Raw genomic sequence first — 17,721 nt, 5'->3', positions numbered from 1 at the left:
CCGGACGGCGGTAGGGTGCCAGCGGTCGCCCCCGGGCGACGGCCACCGCGCAACCGGGAGGACGCCCGCCGATGAGCATCACCGCCGCCAACGCGCTCACCGCCCGTTGGGCGGCCACGGTGGACAACGGGCAGACGGTCGTCTCCGGCGCCGGCGTCTATCCGCTGCTGGCGCTGCTCGCCCGCTACGCCACCGGTCCGGTCCGCGACGAGCTGCTCGCGGTCGCGCCGGAACCGGCCCGGTTCGACCTGGACCGCTCCCCCACCACCCGGCTCGCGCTCGCCGCCTGGGCGCGGCGGGACCTGCCGCTGGCCGACCGGTGGTTGCGGGAGGTGCCGGCGGTCATGCGCGGGGAGCTGACCGGCGATCCGGCGCACGACCAGCGGGCCCTCGACGACTGGGCCGCGACCCACACCGACGGCCTGGTCCCCCGGATGCCGGTGCGGGTCACCCCGGCGACCGCCATGGTGCTGGCCAGCGCGCTGTCGCTGCGCACCGAGTGGGCCACGGCGTTCCGCGACGCCTGGTGTCAGCCGTCCGCCGGGCCGTGGCACGGTCGCCGGCTCGTCGGGCTGAGCCGGACGAGCTACGACCTCGACGCGCTGCGGGCCGTCGACACCCCCGCCGGCCCGCTCAGCCTGCTGACCGTGCGGGGTGCCGAGGACGTTGACGTGGTGCTCGCCCTGGGCGCGCCGCAGCACGGGGCGGCGGAGGTGCTGCCGGCCGCCGTCGGCGCGCTCGAGGCGCCGGCCGCGCTGCCGATCGCCGCCGGCCCCGGCGTCGACGAGCAGGTCGTCGACGCCCTCGACGACCGGCCGGAGCTGCTCGTCTGCACCGTGGCCTTCACCGCCTCCGCCGACCACGACCTGCTGGAGCGGGCCGCGCTGTTCGGCCTGTCCACTGCGGCCGGCGACGGCGACCACTTTCCCGGCATCTCCCGGCTCCTGGCGGTCTCGCAGGCGCGGCAGAGCGCCACGGCCACCTTCAGCGCGACGGGTTTCCGCGCCGCCGTGGTCACCGCCGTCGCCACGCGGGCGGGTTCCGCCCGCCCGCGGCTCACCGCCCGCAGGCGGCGGGTACGTTTCGACGTCGACCGGCCCTTCGGCTTCCTCGCCGTGCACCGGCCCACCGGGCTGGTGCTGCTCGCCGGCTGGGTGACCGATCCCGACCGTCGCGGCTGAGCACCGGGTGCGCCGCCGTTCCGCCGGGCCGGGGGTACCGTGCGGCCATGACACTCACCGATCCGGAACTGGCCATCGTCGCGGCGGAGGCGGGCGCGGCGGTCGTCCGGGCCCGGTTCGGCGGGCCGCTGGAACGGTTCGACAAGTCGCCCGGTGACTTCGCCACCGCGGCCGACCTCGAGTCGGAGCGGGCCGTCCTCGACGTGCTGCGCCGCGCCCGGCCGCACGACGCCGTGCTGGGCGAGGAGAGCGGGCACACCGGTTCCCGGTCGGCGGACCGGGTCTGGCTGGTCGACCCGCTGTGCGGCACGCTGAACTACGCGGCGCGGACTCCGCTGGTCGCGGTGAACGTGGCGCTGCGCACCGGTCCGGAGGTCACCGCCGCCGCGGTCGCGGACCCGTTCGCCGGGGAGGTGTTCTGGTTCGGGGACGGCGGGGCGGCCCAGATCCGCCGAGACGGCGTCGACGAGCCCCTCGCGCCGTCGGCCGGCTCCCGGCTGGTGGACGTCAACCTCGACCCGCCGTTCCCGAACGCCCCCGCGTTCCGGGCGACCGGGATGCTCGCGGACACGGAGTTCGCCGCGCGGTTCGGGCCACGGGTGCTCTCCACCACGCTGGCCGTCGCGTGGGTCGCCGCCGGTCGACGGGCCGCGTACGTCACCGACGGGGACCTCCGCGACAGCGTGCACTTCGCCGGCGGTATCGCCCTGTGCCAGGCGGCCGGGTGCGTGGTGACCGGGCTGCGGGGGCAGCCCCCGCACACCGGCGTGGGCGGTCTCATCGTGGCGGCGGACGCGGAGACGCACGCCGCCCTGCTGGCCGTCGTCGACCGGCAGTTCCGGGGGGCGCCGGAGCGAACGGCGGCCCGGCCCTGAGCGAGAGGTCGGTCTCCCGCCAGTCGCGAAGCAGCAGCCGCTCGTCCTGATCTCCGTCACCGCGCGACCCTTTGCGCCGGGCAGCCGCCGGGGCACGCGGATTCGCGCCGGCCGGTCAGTCCCGGGGGATGGCCTCGATGGTCGCCATGTTCCGCTCGCCCCAGTCGCCGAGCGGCATCAGCGCCTCGTTCAGGGACCGGCCGAAGTCGGTCAGCGAGTATTCCACCTTGGGCGGGACCTGCCGGTAGACCTCTCGGTGCACGAGGCCGTACGCCTCCATCTCGCGCAGTTGCTGGATCAGCATCTTCTCGCTGATCCCGGTGATCCCCCGGCGCACCTCGGCGAAGCGGCGGGGGCCCCCGTCCAGCTCCCACAGGATCAACGCCTTCCACTTGCCGCCCACGACGTCGATCGCGGCGTCGAGCCCGCACGTGTAGGTCCGCTTCTTCACGTCGCCCCGCTCTCACTTACCAAAAGGTAAGTACCTGAGAAAATAGTCGGTACTTGATGCTTCGCGCGTACGGAAACAGGATGGGACCGGCCCGGCGGCACGCGCAAGGGCCGAGCCATCCCAGCCACGAAGGAGCACTTCCGTGACCGACCGCGACCTGTCCCCGGTGACCGTGCTGGGCCTCGGGCCGATGGGCCAAGCCCTCGCCGGCGCGCTGCTGGCCGCCGGCCACCGGACCACCGTCTGGAACCGCACGGCCGCCCGGGCCGACCCGCTCGTCGCACGTGGCGCCCGCCGGGCGCCGACCGTGGCGGAGGCCGTCCGCACGAGCCCGCTGGTGCTCGCCTGCGTCATCGACTACGCCGCCGTCCGCGCCGTCGTCGAGCCCTCGGTCGAAGCCCTCGCCGGGCGCACCCTGGTGAACCTGACCGCCGACACCCCGCAGCGGGCCCGGGCGATGGCGGCCTGGGCAGCCAGGCAGGGCGTCGACTACCTCGACGGCGCGATCATGACCCCGGCCCCCACCATCGGCGGGTCCGAGGCGCTGGTGCTCTACAGCGGGCCCGAACGGGTCTGGCACGCCCAGCGGGACACCCTGCGGAGCCTGGGCGGCTCAGCCGACTGGCTGGGCCCGGACCCGGCTCGTGCCGCCGCCCACGACGTGGCGCTGCTCGACGTGTTCTGGACCGCGATGAGCGGCATCGCGCACGCCTTCGCCCTGGCCCGGGCGGAGGGGATCACGGCGACCGAGTTCACGCCGTACGCCAAGGGGATCTCGGGCCTGCTGCCCGACCTCGTCGACGACCTGGCCGGGCGGATCGACGTCGGGAACCACGCCGCCGACGTCTCCACCATCGCCTCCGCCGCCGCCACCATGGCGCACATCGTCGAGGCGGCCGAGGGGCACGGCATCGACACCGGCACGCTCCGGGCGGCCAACGCCGTCGCCGCCCGCGCGGTGGACGCCGGGTACGGTGCCGACGACTTCTCCCGGCTGGTCCGGGTGTACGCGGAGACGACCGCGTGAGCGCCCCACGCCACCGGCCCGTCGCCGTGCTCGGGCTCGGCGCGATGGGCAGGGCCCTGGCCGGCGCGCTGCTGGCCGCCGGCAGCCCCACGACCGTGTGGAACCGGTCGCCGGAGCGCTCCGCCGCGCTGGCCGGGGCGGGAGCGGACGTGGCGGGCTCCGCCGCCGAGGCGGTCGCGGCGGGCGACCTGGTCGTGGTGTGCCTGCTCGACGACGACGTCACCCGTCGGGTGCTCGAGCGGGCGGCGCCGGCCCTGGCCGGGCGGACGGTGGTGAACCTGACCAACGGCACCCCCGCGCAGGCCCACCGGCTCGCGGAATGGGTGACCGCGCGGGGCGCAAGGTACGTCGACGGCGGCATCATGGCCGTTCCGTTCATGATCGGCCAGCCCGGCGCGTTCGTGCTCTACAGCGGCGCGGAGGACGCCTTCCTCGACTGGCGGGACACCCTCGCGGCGTTCGGCGACGTCCACTGGCTCGGCGCCGATCCCGGTCGGGCGGCGGTGCACGACCTGGCCCTGCTCGCCGCCATGTACGGCATGTTCGGTGGGTTCCTGCACGCCTCGGCGATGGTCCGCGCGGCCGGCACGCCGGCGGGTCGGTTCGCGCCGATGGTGGCCGGGTGGCTGACCGCCATGCTCGGGGAGCTGCCCGCCATGGCGGCGGCCGTCGACTCGGGCGAGCACGACGCCGACGGGTCCTCCCTGCGGATGCAGGCCGCCAGCTTCGGCAACCTGCTGGCGGCCTGCCGGGACCTGGGGGTCGACGCCGGGCTGATGCGACCGGTACGGGACCTGCTGGACGAGGCGGTCGCCCGGGGCCACGGCGAGGAGGGCCTCTCCGCGCTGGTGGGGCTGCTGCGCGACGACGCCGGCCGCCCGGCCTGACCGCCCCCCGCCGCCCCCTGAGGGGTGGACGCGGCGACCCGGCTGGACAGGCGGTCGCCCGGGGCAAACCGGCCAGGACCGGGCCAACGCGGCGGGCCGGACGCGTACGGCCCGCCGCAGGGGCACCGTTCCCGAGTGGGGCCGGGACGGCCCAGCCGCGACAGCACGACCCCCGGTGACATCGGCACGGCCAACCCTCGCGGGTGGGCCGTGCCGGCATTTCCGCTGCTCCCTCCGCCTCCCGGGTGGACACGTGACGGCAACGAGGATTTCTCATTTTCACCGGATCGGGGGCCCAACCCTCCTAGGGTTGGTCACACCGGTGCTAGTCACGGAGTTGGCCACCCGAACGACGTCCCACGCAGTCAGCGGACGAAAAGTGAGGGAAGACGCGTATGAAGGCAAAGACAGTTCTCGTATCGGCGGCGCTCGGCGTGGGTCTCGGCACGCTCCTGCTCCCCGGCGCGGCGCTGGCCGACACCGTCGTGTCACCGGCCACCACGCCGGTCGGCGGGACGGTCGTGCTCACCGCGACGACCTGCAACCCGAAGTCCGGCGACGCGATCTTCCGCGTCACCGGCCCCGACCGCGACCAGAACGTCCGGTCCACCACCGCGGCGGCCGGCGGCGGGCTGAGCGCCGAACTCTTCACCGCCGGCTTCACCCTGGGCACCTACACCGTGACCGCGACCTGCGGCGACGGCAGCGCGGCCGGCAGCGCCACGTTCACCGTCACCCCGATCGGCGGGGCCCAGGCCGGCGGGCGCGGCGGCACCGACGGGACCGGCGCGTTGGCGGCCGGCGGTGCCCTGCTCGGCTCCGCCGCGGGCGGCGCCCTGGTCCTGGCCCGCCGCCGGCGCCACATGGCGGCGGCCACGCTCTGACCGACGGCCCCGTGCCGTCCACTCCTGCAAGCCGTCCATCCCTGCAACGGGTGCCCGCACCGGTGAACCCACCGGAGCGGGCACCCGGGCGCACGCGTACGGAGGTGGGATCGTGTCCTGGCGCAGGCCCGGCTGGGCGGTCACGGTCGTCGTCCTGCTCGCCACGACCGGGCTCGGCCTGGTCGCCGCCGGGCTGGCGACGACCCCGCCCCGCCCGCCCCGGCCGGAGGCCGCCGACGCCCCCGCACCGGCCCGCTCCGCGCCGCCGGTGCCGCCGCTGCGCCGGGCCGCGCCGGTCGACGTACGGATTCCGGCCATCGACGTGCGGGCACGGATCGTCCCCGTGGGCGCCGACGCCGACGGGCACCTGGAGGTGCCGCCGCTGGACCGGCCCACCCTGGCCGGCTGGTACCGGCACGGCGTCAGCCCCGGCGAGACCGGCAACGCCGTGCTCGTCGGGCACGTCGACTCCGCCGCCGGCCCCGCCGTCTTCTTCGACCTCGGCCGGCTGCGCCCCGGCGACACCGTGCGGATCACCCGCGCCGACGCCAGCGTCGCCACCTTCGCCGTCGACGGCGTCGGGTCGTACCCGAAGGACCGCTTCCCCACCGACCTGGTCTACGGGCCCAGCGACGCGACCGGCCTGCGGCTGATCACCTGCGGCGGCCGGTTCGACCGGGACACCGGCAACTACGTCGACAACGTCATCGTCTTCGCCACCCGGGTGCCGTGACCCCCCGGAGCCGCCGGACCCGAGTACGGTGTCCGCGCGGATGCCGGCGCGGCGGAGGGGGACGGGTGGATCGGCTGGCGAGGGAACGGGTCAGGCTGTCGGCCGTGTTCGACCGGCTGCTCGGCCGACCGCTGCCCGGGCAGCGCGCGCCGGAGCCCCGTCGCGCCAATCCCGACGCCGTGGTCGACTGTGCCGTCTACGTCGGCGGGCGGCGCGAGCCCGGCCGGCCGCACTACGCCGACGCGTACGCCCGCAGCCGTCGCGGCCGCGACACCTTCGTCTGGCTGGGTCTGCACGAGCCCGATCCGGTGGTGATGGCGGCCGTCGGCCGCACGTTCGGGCTCGACGACCTCACCGTCGAGCAGGCCCTCGCCGACGGCCACCGCCCCACGGTGCGCCGCGAGGGCGACGTGACCCTGCTGGTCCTGCGCACCGCCCGTTACGTCGAGCATGCCGAGCTGACCGACACCTCCGAGGTGGTCGACACCGGCGACGTGATGGTGCTGGTCGGCGACCGCTTCGCCGTCACGGTGCGGCACGGCGCCGCGGGCGCGCTCACCTGCGTGCGTGCCGACGTCGAGCAGCGCCCCGCGGTGCTCGCGCAGGGCCCGTGGGCGGTCGCGTACGCGGTCTGCGACCGGATGGTCGACCTCTACCTGGAGGTCGCGGGGCACGTCGAGCGGGACCTGGAACGCGTCGAGGAGTCGGTGTTCGCCCGCGACCGCTCGGCCGACATCCAGCACATCTACCAGCTCAAGCGGGAGGTGGTCGAGTTCAAGCGGGCGGTGCAGCCCCTCCAGGCGCCGCTGCGCTCCCTGCTCGACCAGCGGCCCGACAACCCGCCGCGCGGCCTGCACCGGTGGTTCGTCGACGTGGACGCCCGGCTGACCCGGGCGGTGGACCGGGTCGCCGCCTACGACGACCTGCTGAACTCGATCGTGCAGTCCCGGTTGGCGCAGCTCGCGGTGGAACAGAACAACGACATGCGCAAGATCGCCGCGTGGGCCGCCATCGCCGCCACCCAGACCGGCATCGCCGGGATCTACGGCATGAACTTCACCACCATGCCGGAGCTGCACTGGCGCTACGGCTATCCCACCGTGCTCGGCCTGATGGCGCTGACCGCGTTCGCCCTGCACCGCCTCTTCCGCCGCTCGGGTTGGCTCTGAGCGCCGCTACTCCATCGTGGACGCTAATCGCGGGCGCGGGCTGGTACCCGGCATCGGGACCTCGGCGGCCCGGACCGCCGGCGCCGACGCCGGCATCCGGTCGAAGACGCTGCGCAACAGCGTCGACATCGCCGGATCGTCGGTCAGGGTGCGTCGGGCGGCGCGTCGCCGACCGCGAGGGCGCGCAGGGGGACGGGCTTGACCGGCGCCTGCGCGGTGAACGCCCCGACCTCCTCCGGCGCCCGGCCGGTCAGCGAGCAGATGAACTGGCAGAGGCCCGGCTGGCAGGACCGGCCCTGGCACAGGCCCATCCCGGCGCGGGTCACCAGCTTGACCGCGTTCGCGGTGCCCAGGTGCGGGTTGTCCGCCACCGCCCGGCGCACGTCACCGGCCCGCACCTCCTCACAGCGGCAGAGCACGGTGTCGTCGGTGACCAGGCTGCCCAGGGCCGCCCGGTCCGGCGCGAAGCGGTCGAGCACCTGGGTGACGAAACGTCGCCGGCGGCGCAGTTCCCGGCGCACCGGGTCGGCCAGCGCGGTGGCCCGGTGCTCGTCGAGCAGCCCCAGGTCGCGCAGCACGCCCAGGGCGGCCAGCCGGCCCTCGACCGCCGCCTGCTCGGCACCCGCGACGCCGGTCAGCTCGCCGGCGACCGCGATCCGGGGCACCGAGGTGCGCAACCACTCGTCGTGCCCGACCACCCAGCCGCCCGCGGGCGAGTCCCAGGTCACCGCGCAGCCGGCCTGCCGGGCCAGCTCGACGGAGGGGACGAAGCCGTAGCCCAGCGCCAGCACGTCGCAGGGCACCTCCCGGTCGGTCCCGGGCACCGGCCGCCCCGTGGGGCCGACCTCGGCGAGGGTCACCGCGCTCAGGTCCGGGTCGCCGTCGGCGCGGCGGACGACGGTGGCGAACCGGACCGGCACCTCCGCCCGGCGCAGCACGCGCAGCGCCCCGACGCCCTCGGCGATCTTGCCGCCCGCGCCCGCCACGGCGGTCAGCCCGGCCGGACCGGGCAGCAGGTCGCGGCGGCGTTGGACCAGCGCGACCTCGACCACCCGGGCACCGGCGCGCACCAGCTGGGCGGCCACCACCAGCAGCAGTGGGTGGCCCCCGGCCAGCACGAACCGGCCGCCCGGCAGCAGGCCCTGCGCCTTGACGAACGTCTGCACACCGCCCGCCGTGAGCACTCCCGGCAGGGTCCAGCCGGGAAACGGCACCGGCAGGTCGTAGGCGCCGGCGGTGAGCAGCACCGCCCGGGGTTCGAGCAGGCGGACCCCGGTCGGGCCGTGCGTGGCGACCCGGTAGCGCCCCGGCGGGGGCTGCTCGCCCGCGTACCCGTCGAGGCCGGCACGGGTGCCGAGGACGCCCCACACCGTGGTGTCGGCGAGCCACCCGACGCCGGGCGCCGCGGTGGCCTCGGCGAGCAGGGCCCGACCGGCGGCGGACGGCGCGGCCGGCGGGGTGAACCCGGCCGGCGGCCGGCGGTAGATCTGCCCGCCCGGCTGCTCCTGCTCGTCGATGACGGTGACGGCGGCGCCGTGCCGGCCGAGGGTGGCGGCGGCGGCCAGCCCGGCCGGGCCGGCGCCGACCACCACCACGTCGGGCGCGCTCACCGGGGCACCGCCGTGCGGACCCGCATGTCGGCCCGTACCCGGATCAGGCAGGACCGCTGGCAGGGCACGTCGTCCACCGTGACGACGCACTCGAAGCAGACGCCCATGTTGCAGTAGGGCCCCCGGCGGGCGCCGCCGCGCGTGGTGCCGACGGCCCGCTCCCCGGCGGCCAGCAGCGCGGTGGCCAGCGACTCGCCCGGGTGGGCGGGCACCGGCCGCCCGTCCACCTCGATGGTGACCGGCGCGGGCCGGCCCATCGCGGTGCGCCTCGGCGCCTCGGCGGGCTGCGGCGGGCGGTGTTCAGACAAAGTTCAGCGCTCCGAAGCGGGCGGGTGAGTAGTCCTCGACCGAACGGTCGGGCTCGCCGGTGACGACCATGGCGGCGAGGAGCCGGGCGTAGGTGAGGCCGAGGGTGAAGGCCGAGCCGCCGGTGGCGACGTACAGTCCCGGCCGGCGCGGCACCGCGCCGAGCAGCGGCAGGTGGTCCGGGGTGAGCGTGGTCATGCCCGTCCACGTCCGGATCACCGGCAGGTCCCACACCGCCGGGACCACCCGGGCGGCGTCGGCGTTGCCGACCAGCGACTCGTAGCGCAGCTCCGGGTTGGTCTCCAGGTCGACCTGTCCGGCGCGGCTGACCAGCTTGGCCGGCCAGCCGCCGCCGATCAGCACGTTGCCGTCCTCGGTCTGCTTCATCGACAGCCGCCGGCCGACGTGCTGGATCAGGTGCGGCAGGAACGGCCGGCTGCGGGCGGTGGCGCTCATCGTCAGCCCGACCGGGAAGACGGGCAGCCGGACGTCGGCCATCGCGGCCAGCTCGGCGGTCCAGACGCCGCCGGCGAGCACGACCGTGTCGGCCAGGTGGGTCTCCCCGGCGGTGTCCCCCGGGCCGGTCCCGGTGCGCAGCTCCCAGTGCCGGCCGCGCCGGTGCAGCCCGGTGACCCGGCAGCCGGTGCGCAGCACGGCACCGTGGCGGCCGGCGGCCCGGGCCAGCGCCGGGGTGACCAGTCGGGGGTTGGCCTTGCCCTCGCCGGGCACGTGGCCGGCGGCGAGCACGGTGTCCGCCAGGTACGGCGCGAACCGGCGCAGCTCCGGGCCGGAGAGCACGGCGACGTCGAGGCCGTACTCGCGTTCGAGGGACGCCTTGCGGTCCAGCACGGCGATCTCCGCCGGGGTCTCGGCGAGCATCAGCCCGCCGGTGCGGGACACCCCGCACCGCTCGCCGAGCTCGTCCTCGATGCTCGCCCAGGCCCGCACGGCGTCCAGGTGCAGCGGCAGCGCGCGGGCCGCCGCGCGGGCCGCGTCGTCGCCGTGCTCGACCATCCGGAACTCCAGCTGGAAGTGCAGGCTGCCCGCGTTCTGCCCGGAGGCGTGCCGGTTGACCTGGTCCTTCTCGACGAGCAGGACGCGGTTGCCGGCCCGGGCCAGGTGCCAGGCGGTCGCGCAGCCGAGCAGGCCGCCGCCGACGACCGCCGTGTCGTACGCAGTCACGGGAGCAGGTCGAGCTGGGTCATGGTGGCCCGGACGCGGTCCTGTTCGGCGGGGGTCAGCGGGAGCAGCGGCGCACGGACGTGGCCGGCCGGCACGCCGCGCAGGGTGAGCGCGTACTTCATGATCGCCTGGGCGTTGCCGAACCGGGCGCCGTAGTCGGGCCCGAACCAGTCCTCCATGATCACGCGGTCGCGGGCGCCCAGGATCCGGGCCCGGTCGAGGTCCCCGGCGCGCAGCGCGCGGAAGAAGTCGGGGTGGTCGGCGCCCAGCACGGCGCCGGCGCCCATCAGCCCGTCGCCGCCGATCGTGGTCATCAGCTCGATGCCCACCTCGTTGGTGGGGATGCCGAAGTAGCGCACCCGGTGCCGCAGGGCCACCAGGCTCCGGACGAAGCCGCCGAAGTCGGGGGTGGAGTTCTTGACCGCCACCACGGTGTCCAGCGCGCTCAGTTCCAGCAGCAGGTCGGCGTCCAGGTCGACGCCGGTGCCGCGGGGCCAGTTGTAGACGCAGAGCGGGATGTCCACGGCCTCGGAGACGGCCCGGTAGAACGCCACGACCTCCGCCCGGGTGGGCACCACGTACGGCGGCGGGGTGAGCAGGATGCCGTGCAGGCCGGCGGCCCGGGCGGCCTCGGCGTGCCGGATGGCCTCCGCCGGGGTGTACGCGTTGCAGCCGCCGAGCACGGTGAGCCGGTCGCCGACCCGCTCGGCGGCCACCCGGAACAGCTCCGCCCGCTCCTGTTCGCTGAGACTGAACCACTCGCCCGTGGTGCCGCCGACGATCACCCCGTGCAGCCGCTCGGCGGCGAGCCAGTCCAGTTGCCCGCGCCAGGCGGCGAGGTCCAGCTCGCCCGTGGCGGTGAACGGGGTGGTGACGGCCGGGAGGTAGCCGAACCATTCGACGCTGTCACGGTCCACTGCGGGTCCTTTCGACGGGCGGCGTCGTACCGCCCACGTGCGCGTACGCGGGCCGGGTGACGTGCCGGGTGGGTCAGGGGGTCGGCGGGGTGACCGCGATGATGAGCCGGGCCCGCTGGTCGCTGGCGTTGCGGTAGAGGTGGGGCAGCCGGGAGTCGAAGGTGATCGCCTCGCCGGTCTTCAGCACGTAGTTCTCGCCGCCGATCTCGGCGACGACCTCGCCGGTGACGGCGATCGCGCACTCGGTGGAGGGGTGCGCCCACGGTTCGGTGGAGCTGGCGTCGCCGGGCGCCAGCTCGGCTTCGAGCACCTCCAGGTCGCCCCGCCCCGGCGTGAGCCGGTCGTAGGCGATCTGCCCGGGAGGCGCGGCGAGCCGGGACCGCGAGCCGGGCCGGCTGATGTGCACCAGCGGGGCGTCCGGCTCGGAGAACAGCGCCGCGATGGAGGTGTCGAAGACCTTGGCGAGCTTACGCAGGGTGGCCAGGCTGGGGTCCGTGGCGCCGTTCTCGATCTGGCTGAGCAGGGCGGGCGACACGTCGGCCGCCGCCGCGAGCTGGCGCAGCGTGAAGGAGTGCTGCTGGCGCAGGTCGCGGAGCTGGTCACCGAGCATGCGTCTTTCCTCGTTCCGAAACAGTGTGGCTAGAAATGTTTGACGTGACTATACGCCGCTGTCTAGGGTGGTCAAACACAAGGTGAACGTGTTTGGCGCTACTAGACAAGCGGCGTTGAGGCACGAACCGGACACGAGTCCCGTCCGGGTACATCCAACCCCATGACGGCCCAACGGCGCAGACCCGCGAAGCCGCCACGGTTGCACCAACGACCCGGCCGCGGCGTCACCGACGTCACCGGGTGTGACAGCCCTCAGAGCCCGTCCCGCGCGGGCCGGCCCCATACGAAGGTAGGAACAGCATGTCGGTGTCCCCTCGCCGGCTCCGCGTCGGAGCGATCGCTCTGGCGGCGCTGGCCATAGCCTCCAGCACCGCGTGCAGCGCGGGCGGCAGCGGAGGAAACGGTGACGGCGGTTCGGCCAAGACCCTCACCGTCAACACCTCGTTCGTCCTCAAGACCCTCGATCCCGGCCGGATCTACGAGGCGACCGGCCTCACCGCCGTGCACTCGCTCTACGACACCCTGCTGACCTTCGAGGGCTCGCACGTGAGCAAGCCGGTCCCGGCGCTGGCCGAGTCGTTCGAGGCGTCGCCGGACGCCAAGACCTTCACCTTCAAGCTGCGCGAGGGCGTGAAGTTCTCCGACGGCACCGCGCTGACCGCCGACGACGTGGTCTTCTCCCTCAACCGGCTGAAGAACGTCAAGGCCAGCCCGGCCGTCATGGTCAGCGGCCTCACGTTCGCCAAGACCGACGAGCGGACCGTGGTGGTCACCTCGGCGACCGCCGACCCGAACATCCCCGTGGTGCTCGCGATGCCCTCCACCGGCGTGGTGAACTCCAAGGTCGCCAAGGAGCACGGCGCGACCGACGCCGCCGACGCCGCCAAGAGCGACACCGCGCAGCAGTACCTCGACACGAACTCCGTCGGCAGCGGCCCGTACGTGCTCAAGTCGTACGACCCGTCGGCGCAGGTGGTGCTGGAGGCCAACCCCAACTACTGGGGCGACAAGCCCGAGTTCAGCCGCGTCGTGCTGCGCAACATGGACGTGCAGACCCAGAAGCTGACCATGCAGCGGGCCGGCGGCTCCGAGATCGCGCTGGACATCTCCGGCAAGCTGCTGGAGGGGCTGCCGGGCAGCCTGAAGACCTCCGCCATGCAGGACACCGTCTACTTCCTCTTCCTCAACGCCGACCCGGCCGTCTCCCCGGTGAGCTCGAACGCGAAGTTCAACCAGGCGCTGCGTGCCGCCATCGACTACGAGGGCATCGCCGGGCTGTACGGCAAGGGCGCCGCCCCCGGCGCCGGCCTGGTCGCCCCGGCCTACCCGGGCGCGCTGCCCGTCGAGGAGCAGTCGAAGCGTGACGTGGCGAAGGCCAAGGCGTTGCTCACCGAGGCGGGGCTGACCAACCCCACGGTCAAGTTCAACTACCCGGCCATCACCTACAAGGGGGTCGACCTGGGCACGGTCGCGACGAAGGTGCAGGGCGACGCCGCCGAGGCCGGCATCAAGCTGGAGCTGACCCCGCAGCCGCTGACCACCTTCCTCGACGAGATGCGTACGGGCAAGATGGCCCTCGGGTTCACCCCGCAGAGCCTGAACTACCCGGTCGCCGACTCGCTGATCAACAACATGTCCCCCGGTCAGGCCACCGCGCTGCGCTCGGGCTGGACGGTGGAGCGGGCCGACCCGGCCGTCGTGACCGCCGGCAAGAAGGTCACCGAGACCCTCGACCTGGCCGCCCGGGCCGCCGCCATGCAGGAGTGGCAGCGGGCGATGAACGCCGCCTCGCCCTACATCGTCCTCGCCAGCAACTCCTCCACCGTGGTGGCGAGCGGCGACCTGACCGGCACGGACTACACCGCCGCCGGTTGGCAGGTCGACCTCGCCGCGGTGGGCCGGGGGTAGTCACTCGATGACGACGACAGTCGACGACGCCGAGCCGGGCACGGTCACCACGACCGTGTCCCGGCCCCGGCCGCACCGGGCACTGCTGGTCTTCCTGCTCAAGCGGGTGGCCATCACCGCCGGCCTGCTGCTGGGCGTCACGATCGTGACGTTCGGCCTGGTCACCGTGGTGCCCGGCGACCCGGTCACGGCCAACCTCTCCGACCAGGCGCTCAACGATCCCGCGACGGTGGCGGCGTTCCGCGAGAAGTGGGGCCTGGACCAGCCGCTGTACGTGCAGTACTTCCAGTACCTGGGCAACCTGCTGACGGGTGACCTCGGCATCTCCCAGCAGACCGGCCGCACCGTGGCCGACGACCTGTTGCAGTACGTGCCGGCGACCATGGAACTGGCCATCCCCACCATGGTGCTGGCACTGCTCATCGGCACCGGGATCGGCATGCTCGCCGCCGTGCGCAACGGTCGGGTCACCGACCAGCTGATCCGCGTCGGCGCTCTGCTCGGCCTCTCCACCCCGCCGTTCTGGCTGTCGCTCGTCGTGCTCTACGTCTTCTTCTACCAGCTCGGTCTGGCGCCCAGCGGCGGACGGCTCTCGACCGACTTCAGCCCGCCGCCCACGGTGACCGGCATGTACACGGTCGACGCCGCCCTCGCCGGCCAGTGGGACGTCGCCTGGGACGCCGCCCAGCACCTGATCCTGCCGGTGCTCGTGCTGACCAGCCTGACCGTGGCGATGCTCGTCCGGTTCGTCCGCTCGTCCATGCTGGAGGTGCTCCAGCAGGACTACATCCGGGCCGCGTACGCCAAGGGCCTGCCCGCCCGGGTGGTGTTCCGCCGGCACCTGCTGCGGGCCGGCCTCGTCCCGGTGATCACCGTCTCCGGGCTGGCCTTCGCCTCGCTGCTCTCCGGCACGGTGCTGGTGGAGAACATCTTCGGCTGGCCGGGCCTCGGCCAGTACGCGTACCGCAGCGCGACGGCGCTGGACCTCCCCGCGATCCTCGGCGTCAGCCTCTTCGTGGCGCTGGTCTACACGCTGGTCAACCTCACCGTCGACCTGCTGTACGGGCTCATCGACCCGAGGATCCGCCTGTCATGACCGCACTCGCACCCGATCCCGTGGCGCCCGACCCGAAGGCGACCGCCGCGCTGACCCGGCGCCGCTTCCTGGGCGGCCGGCTGCGGGGACGTTCGACGGCGCGGCCCATCTGGCGCCAGCCGATCGCCGTGGTGGCCCTGGTCATCCTCGGCGGGTGGCTGCTGGCGGCGCTCCTCGCCCCGCTCGTCGCGCCGTTCGACCCACTGGCGCAGAGCCCCGACGCCTACGCGCCGCCGTCCGGCACGCACTGGTTCGGCACCGACTCCCTCGGCCGGGACGTGTTCAGCCGGGTGGTCCACGGCGCCCGCCTGTCGATCCCGCTCGCGCTCGCCATCGTCTCGCTCGCCCTGCTGATCGGCGGCCTGCTCGGCCTGGTCGCCGGCTACGTGGGCCGGTTCGTCGACGAGGCGCTGATGCGCCTGACGGACCTGGTCTTCGCGTTCCCGCAGATCATCCTGGCGATGGCGGTCACGGCCGCGTTCGGGCCCAGCACCCGCAACGCCGTCCTCGCGCTGGTCATCGTCTCCTGGCCCGTCTACGCCCGGGTCATCCGCAGCGCCGTGCTGACCATGCGCGGCGAGGACTACCTCAGCGCCGCCCGGCTGCTCGGCGTCGGGCCGATGCGCGCGCTGCGCCGCGACGTCCTGCCCAACAGCGTGGGCCCGGCGATCGTGCTGGCCACCCTGGAGCTGGGCAACGCCGTGCTGCTGCTCTCCGCGCTGTCCTTCCTCGGCCTCGGCCCCCGCCCGCCGGCCGCCGAGTGGGGCTCGATGGTGGCGCTCGGCTCGCAGGACCTCTCCATGTGGTGGGTCAGCGTCTTCCCCGGTCTGGCCATCCTCACCGTGGTGATGGCCTTCAACGTGCTCGGCGACGCGCTGCGCGACCGGATCGACCCCCGCTACGCGAAGGGACGTTGAGAAATGGCACCTCTGCTCGAGGTCGACTCCCTGGCCGTCACCCTGCCCGGCCCCACCGGGCCGCTGCCGATCCTGCACGACGTGTCGTTCACCGTCGACGAGGGCGAGATGGTCGGCATCGCCGGGGAGAGCGGGTGCGGCAAGAGCCTCACCGCGCAGACCCTGCTCGGGCTGCTGCCCGCCGGCGCCAAGGTCACCGGATCGGCCCGGTTCGACGGCACCGAACTGCTCGGCCTGGACACGAAACGCTGGCAGAAGGTGCGTGGCGCCGGCATCGCGATGGTCTTCCAGGACCCCACCGCCGCGCTGCACCCGATGCTCACGATCGGCCGGCAGCTCACCGAACACATGCAGGTCCACCTGGGCCTGGACCGGCGGGCGGCCGACCGGCGGGCGGTGGAGCTGCTCGAGCAGGTCCGCATCCCCGACCCGCAGCGGGCGGTGCGGGCGTACCCGCACCAGTTCTCCGGCGGCATGCGGCAGCGGGCGGCCATCGCGATCGCCCTCGCCGCCCGCCCCCGGCTGCTGATCGCCGACGAGCCCACCACCGCGCTCGACGTGACGGTGCAGGCCGGCATCCTGGCGCTGCTGGACCAGTTGCGCGCCGAGACCGGGCTGGCCGTCGCATTCATCACCCACGACCTCGGCGTGCTCAGCGCCCTCACCACCCGCGGATACGTCTTCTACGCCGGGCGGGTGGTGGAGACCGGTCCCACCGGGGCGCTGCTCACCGCGCCGCGGCACCCGTACACGGCGGCGCTGCTCGGCGCCCGCCCGCACGGCACCCAGGCCGTCGGCACGCTGCGCCCCATCCCGGGCGGACCGCCGGCGCCGGGGCAGGCGCCGCCCGGGTGCCCGTTCCAACCCCGGTGCGGGTACGCCGAGCCGTCCTGCGGCAGCGCGCCGCCCCCGCTCTCCCCCGCCGGCGCCGACCGGTCGGTGGCCTGCGTGGTCCGTCCGCACCTGGAGGTGGCGGCATGAACCAGCCCGTCGGCTCGGGCAACCTGCTCGAGATCAGCGACGTCGAGGTCGAGTACAAGGCGCGCGGCCGGGGGCCGGTGCGGGCCGTGGCCGGGGTGAGCCTCGAGGTGGCGCCCGGCCAGATCGTCGGCCTGGTCGGCGAGTCCGGCTGCGGCAAGTCGTCGCTGGCCCGGGTGGCGGTCGGGCTGGCCGCGCCGAGCGCCGGGGCGATCCGGTTCGCCGGCCGCCCGGTCACCCCGCTCGGCTGGCGGCGCCGGCCGGTGCCGCAGGTGGGGCTCCAGATGGTCTTCCAGAACCCGTACGCGTCGCTGAACCCCCGGCGCACCATCGGCGCCCAGCTCCTCGACGGGGTGCCGGACACGGTGACCGGCGCCGCCCGCCGGGCGAGGGTCGCCGACCTGCTGGACCGGGTCGGCATGCCGGCCGGGGCCGCGGAGCGGTACCCGCACCAGTTCTCCGGCGGTCAGCGGCAGCGGCTCGCCATCGCGCGGGCGCTCGCGCCGGAGCCCCGGATGATCATCGCGGACGAACCGGTCACCGCGCTGGACGCCTCGTCCCAGGCGCAGGTGGTCAACCTGCTCGTCGGGCTGGTCCGCGACCTGGACATGGGCATGCTGTTCATCTCGCACGACCTGTCCCTGGTGCACGAGATCGCCGACGTCACGGCGGTCATGTACCTGGGCCGGATCGTGGAGACCGCGCCCACCCGCCAGCTGTGGCGCTCGCCCCGGCACCCGTACAGCCAGGCGTTGATCGACGCGGTGCCGCAGATCGGCCCGCACCCGCAGCTGCCCAGGACGCTCGCCGGGGAGGTGCCCGACCCGGCGCACGCGCCGACCGGGTGCCGGTTCCGGCCGCGCTGCCCGCACGCGTTCGCGCCGTGCGGCGAGCAGCCGCCCACGCTCGACCTCGGCGGCCGCAGCGCCGCCTGCTGGCTCAACGACCCGACGGTGGCGCCGACCACCGCGCCCGCCGCGTAGAGGAC

The 17,721-nt window shown here is 74.7% G+C and carries 18 protein-coding genes; 12 read left to right on the top strand and 6 right to left on the bottom strand.

The features are described 5' to 3' along the window. Positions 1–71: 71 nt before the first annotated feature. Entirely contained in the window at positions 72–1,181 is a 1,110-nt protein-coding gene (locus EV374_RS25605; RefSeq protein ID WP_132239635.1) for a serpin family protein, read from the top strand. A gap of 47 nt (positions 1,182–1,228) precedes the next feature. Then, on the top strand, positions 1,229–2,056 hold the full coding sequence (locus EV374_RS25600; RefSeq protein WP_132239633.1) for an inositol monophosphatase family protein: 828 nt from the start codon (positions 1,229–1,231) through the stop codon (positions 2,054–2,056). Positions 2,057–2,171: 115 nt separating this feature from the next. On the opposite strand, the gene EV374_RS25595 is transcribed toward EV374_RS25600, so the two are convergent. After that, on the bottom strand, positions 2,172–2,507 hold the full coding sequence (locus EV374_RS25595; protein ID WP_132239631.1) for a winged helix-turn-helix transcriptional regulator: 336 nt from the start codon (positions 2,505–2,507) through the stop codon (positions 2,172–2,174). A gap of 142 nt (positions 2,508–2,649) precedes the next feature. On the opposite strand from EV374_RS25595, the gene EV374_RS25590 reads away from it, so the two are divergent. The 5 genes from EV374_RS25590 to EV374_RS25570 all read left to right on the top strand — a co-directional run bounded on the left by EV374_RS25590 (position 2,650) and on the right by EV374_RS25570 (position 7,207). Then, positions 2,650–3,534, top strand: coding sequence for an imine reductase family protein (locus EV374_RS25590; RefSeq protein WP_132239629.1), 885 nt, complete (start codon positions 2,650–2,652; stop codon positions 3,532–3,534). Beyond that, a complete protein-coding gene (locus tag EV374_RS25585; protein WP_486485957.1) occupies positions 3,531–4,421 on the top strand; it encodes an NAD(P)-dependent oxidoreductase in 891 nt (296 codons plus the stop codon). Before EV374_RS25590 ends, EV374_RS25585 begins: the two co-directional genes overlap by 4 nt. Before the next feature lie 395 nt (positions 4,422–4,816). Then, complete coding sequence (locus tag EV374_RS25580; protein ID WP_132239627.1) at positions 4,817–5,305, top strand: hypothetical protein; 489 nt, start codon at positions 4,817–4,819, stop codon at positions 5,303–5,305. 112 nt (positions 5,306–5,417) lie between these two features. After that, positions 5,418–6,038, top strand: a complete 621-nt coding sequence (locus tag EV374_RS25575; protein ID WP_486485956.1) for a class F sortase — start codon at positions 5,418–5,420, stop codon at positions 6,036–6,038. A gap of 65 nt (positions 6,039–6,103) precedes the next feature. Continuing rightward, positions 6,104–7,207, top strand: a complete 1,104-nt coding sequence (locus EV374_RS25570) for a magnesium and cobalt transport protein CorA (RefSeq protein WP_207914553.1) — start codon at positions 6,104–6,106, stop codon at positions 7,205–7,207. 143 nt (positions 7,208–7,350) lie between these two features. Here the strand turns inward: EV374_RS25570 and EV374_RS25565 are convergent, their stop codons facing one another. From EV374_RS25565 to EV374_RS25545, 5 genes are all read right to left on the bottom strand, one after another. Next, a complete protein-coding gene (locus EV374_RS25565) occupies positions 7,351–8,817 on the bottom strand; it encodes an FAD-dependent oxidoreductase (RefSeq protein WP_132239623.1) in 1,467 nt (488 codons plus the stop codon). After that, positions 8,814–9,125, bottom strand: a complete 312-nt coding sequence (locus tag EV374_RS25560; protein ID WP_486485955.1) for a (2Fe-2S)-binding protein — start codon at positions 9,123–9,125, stop codon at positions 8,814–8,816. The genes EV374_RS25565 and EV374_RS25560 overlap by 4 nt, the downstream gene beginning before the upstream one ends. Further along, positions 9,118–10,305 (bottom strand): FAD-dependent oxidoreductase, encoded by a 1,188-nt coding sequence (locus EV374_RS25555; RefSeq protein WP_132239621.1) that lies wholly within the window; start codon positions 10,303–10,305, stop codon positions 9,118–9,120. Before EV374_RS25555 ends, EV374_RS25560 begins: the two co-directional genes overlap by 8 nt. Next, a complete protein-coding gene (locus EV374_RS25550) occupies positions 10,302–11,222 on the bottom strand; it encodes a dihydrodipicolinate synthase family protein (RefSeq protein WP_132239619.1) in 921 nt (306 codons plus the stop codon). The genes EV374_RS25555 and EV374_RS25550 overlap by 4 nt, the downstream gene beginning before the upstream one ends. A gap of 73 nt (positions 11,223–11,295) precedes the next feature. Further along, entirely contained in the window at positions 11,296–11,832 is a 537-nt protein-coding gene (locus EV374_RS25545; protein ID WP_132239617.1) for a helix-turn-helix domain-containing protein, read from the bottom strand. Between the two features lie 302 nt (positions 11,833–12,134). Between EV374_RS25545 and EV374_RS25540 the strand changes: the two genes are divergently transcribed. Genes EV374_RS25540 through EV374_RS25520 form a run of 5 tightly spaced genes read left to right on the top strand, consistent with a single transcriptional unit; the run spans position 12,135 to position 17,716 of the window. After that, positions 12,135–13,742, top strand: coding sequence for an ABC transporter substrate-binding protein (locus EV374_RS25540; protein WP_132239615.1), 1,608 nt, complete (start codon positions 12,135–12,137; stop codon positions 13,740–13,742). A 7-nt stretch (positions 13,743–13,749) separates the two neighbouring features. Further along, complete coding sequence (locus EV374_RS25535) at positions 13,750–14,838, top strand: ABC transporter permease (protein WP_207914551.1); 1,089 nt, start codon at positions 13,750–13,752, stop codon at positions 14,836–14,838. Further along, positions 14,835–15,755 carry an ABC transporter permease gene (locus tag EV374_RS25530; RefSeq protein ID WP_132239613.1) on the top strand — a complete coding sequence of 307 codons (921 nt, stop codon included), beginning with the start codon at positions 14,835–14,837 and terminating at the stop codon, positions 15,753–15,755. Before EV374_RS25535 ends, EV374_RS25530 begins: the two co-directional genes overlap by 4 nt. A 3-nt stretch (positions 15,756–15,758) precedes the next feature. Next, on the top strand, positions 15,759–16,736 hold the full coding sequence (locus EV374_RS25525) for an ABC transporter ATP-binding protein (protein ID WP_132239611.1): 978 nt from the start codon (positions 15,759–15,761) through the stop codon (positions 16,734–16,736). Beyond that, positions 16,733–17,716 carry an ABC transporter ATP-binding protein gene (locus tag EV374_RS25520; protein WP_132239609.1) on the top strand — a complete coding sequence of 328 codons (984 nt, stop codon included), beginning with the start codon at positions 16,733–16,735 and terminating at the stop codon, positions 17,714–17,716. The genes EV374_RS25525 and EV374_RS25520 overlap by 4 nt, the downstream gene beginning before the upstream one ends. Positions 17,717–17,721 lie beyond the last annotated feature (5 nt).

The sequence above is a fragment of the Micromonospora sp. CNZ303 genome (assembly GCF_004345505.1).
Note: the sequence above shows the minus strand (reverse complement) of the source record. Positions and strands in the feature narration are given on the sequence as shown.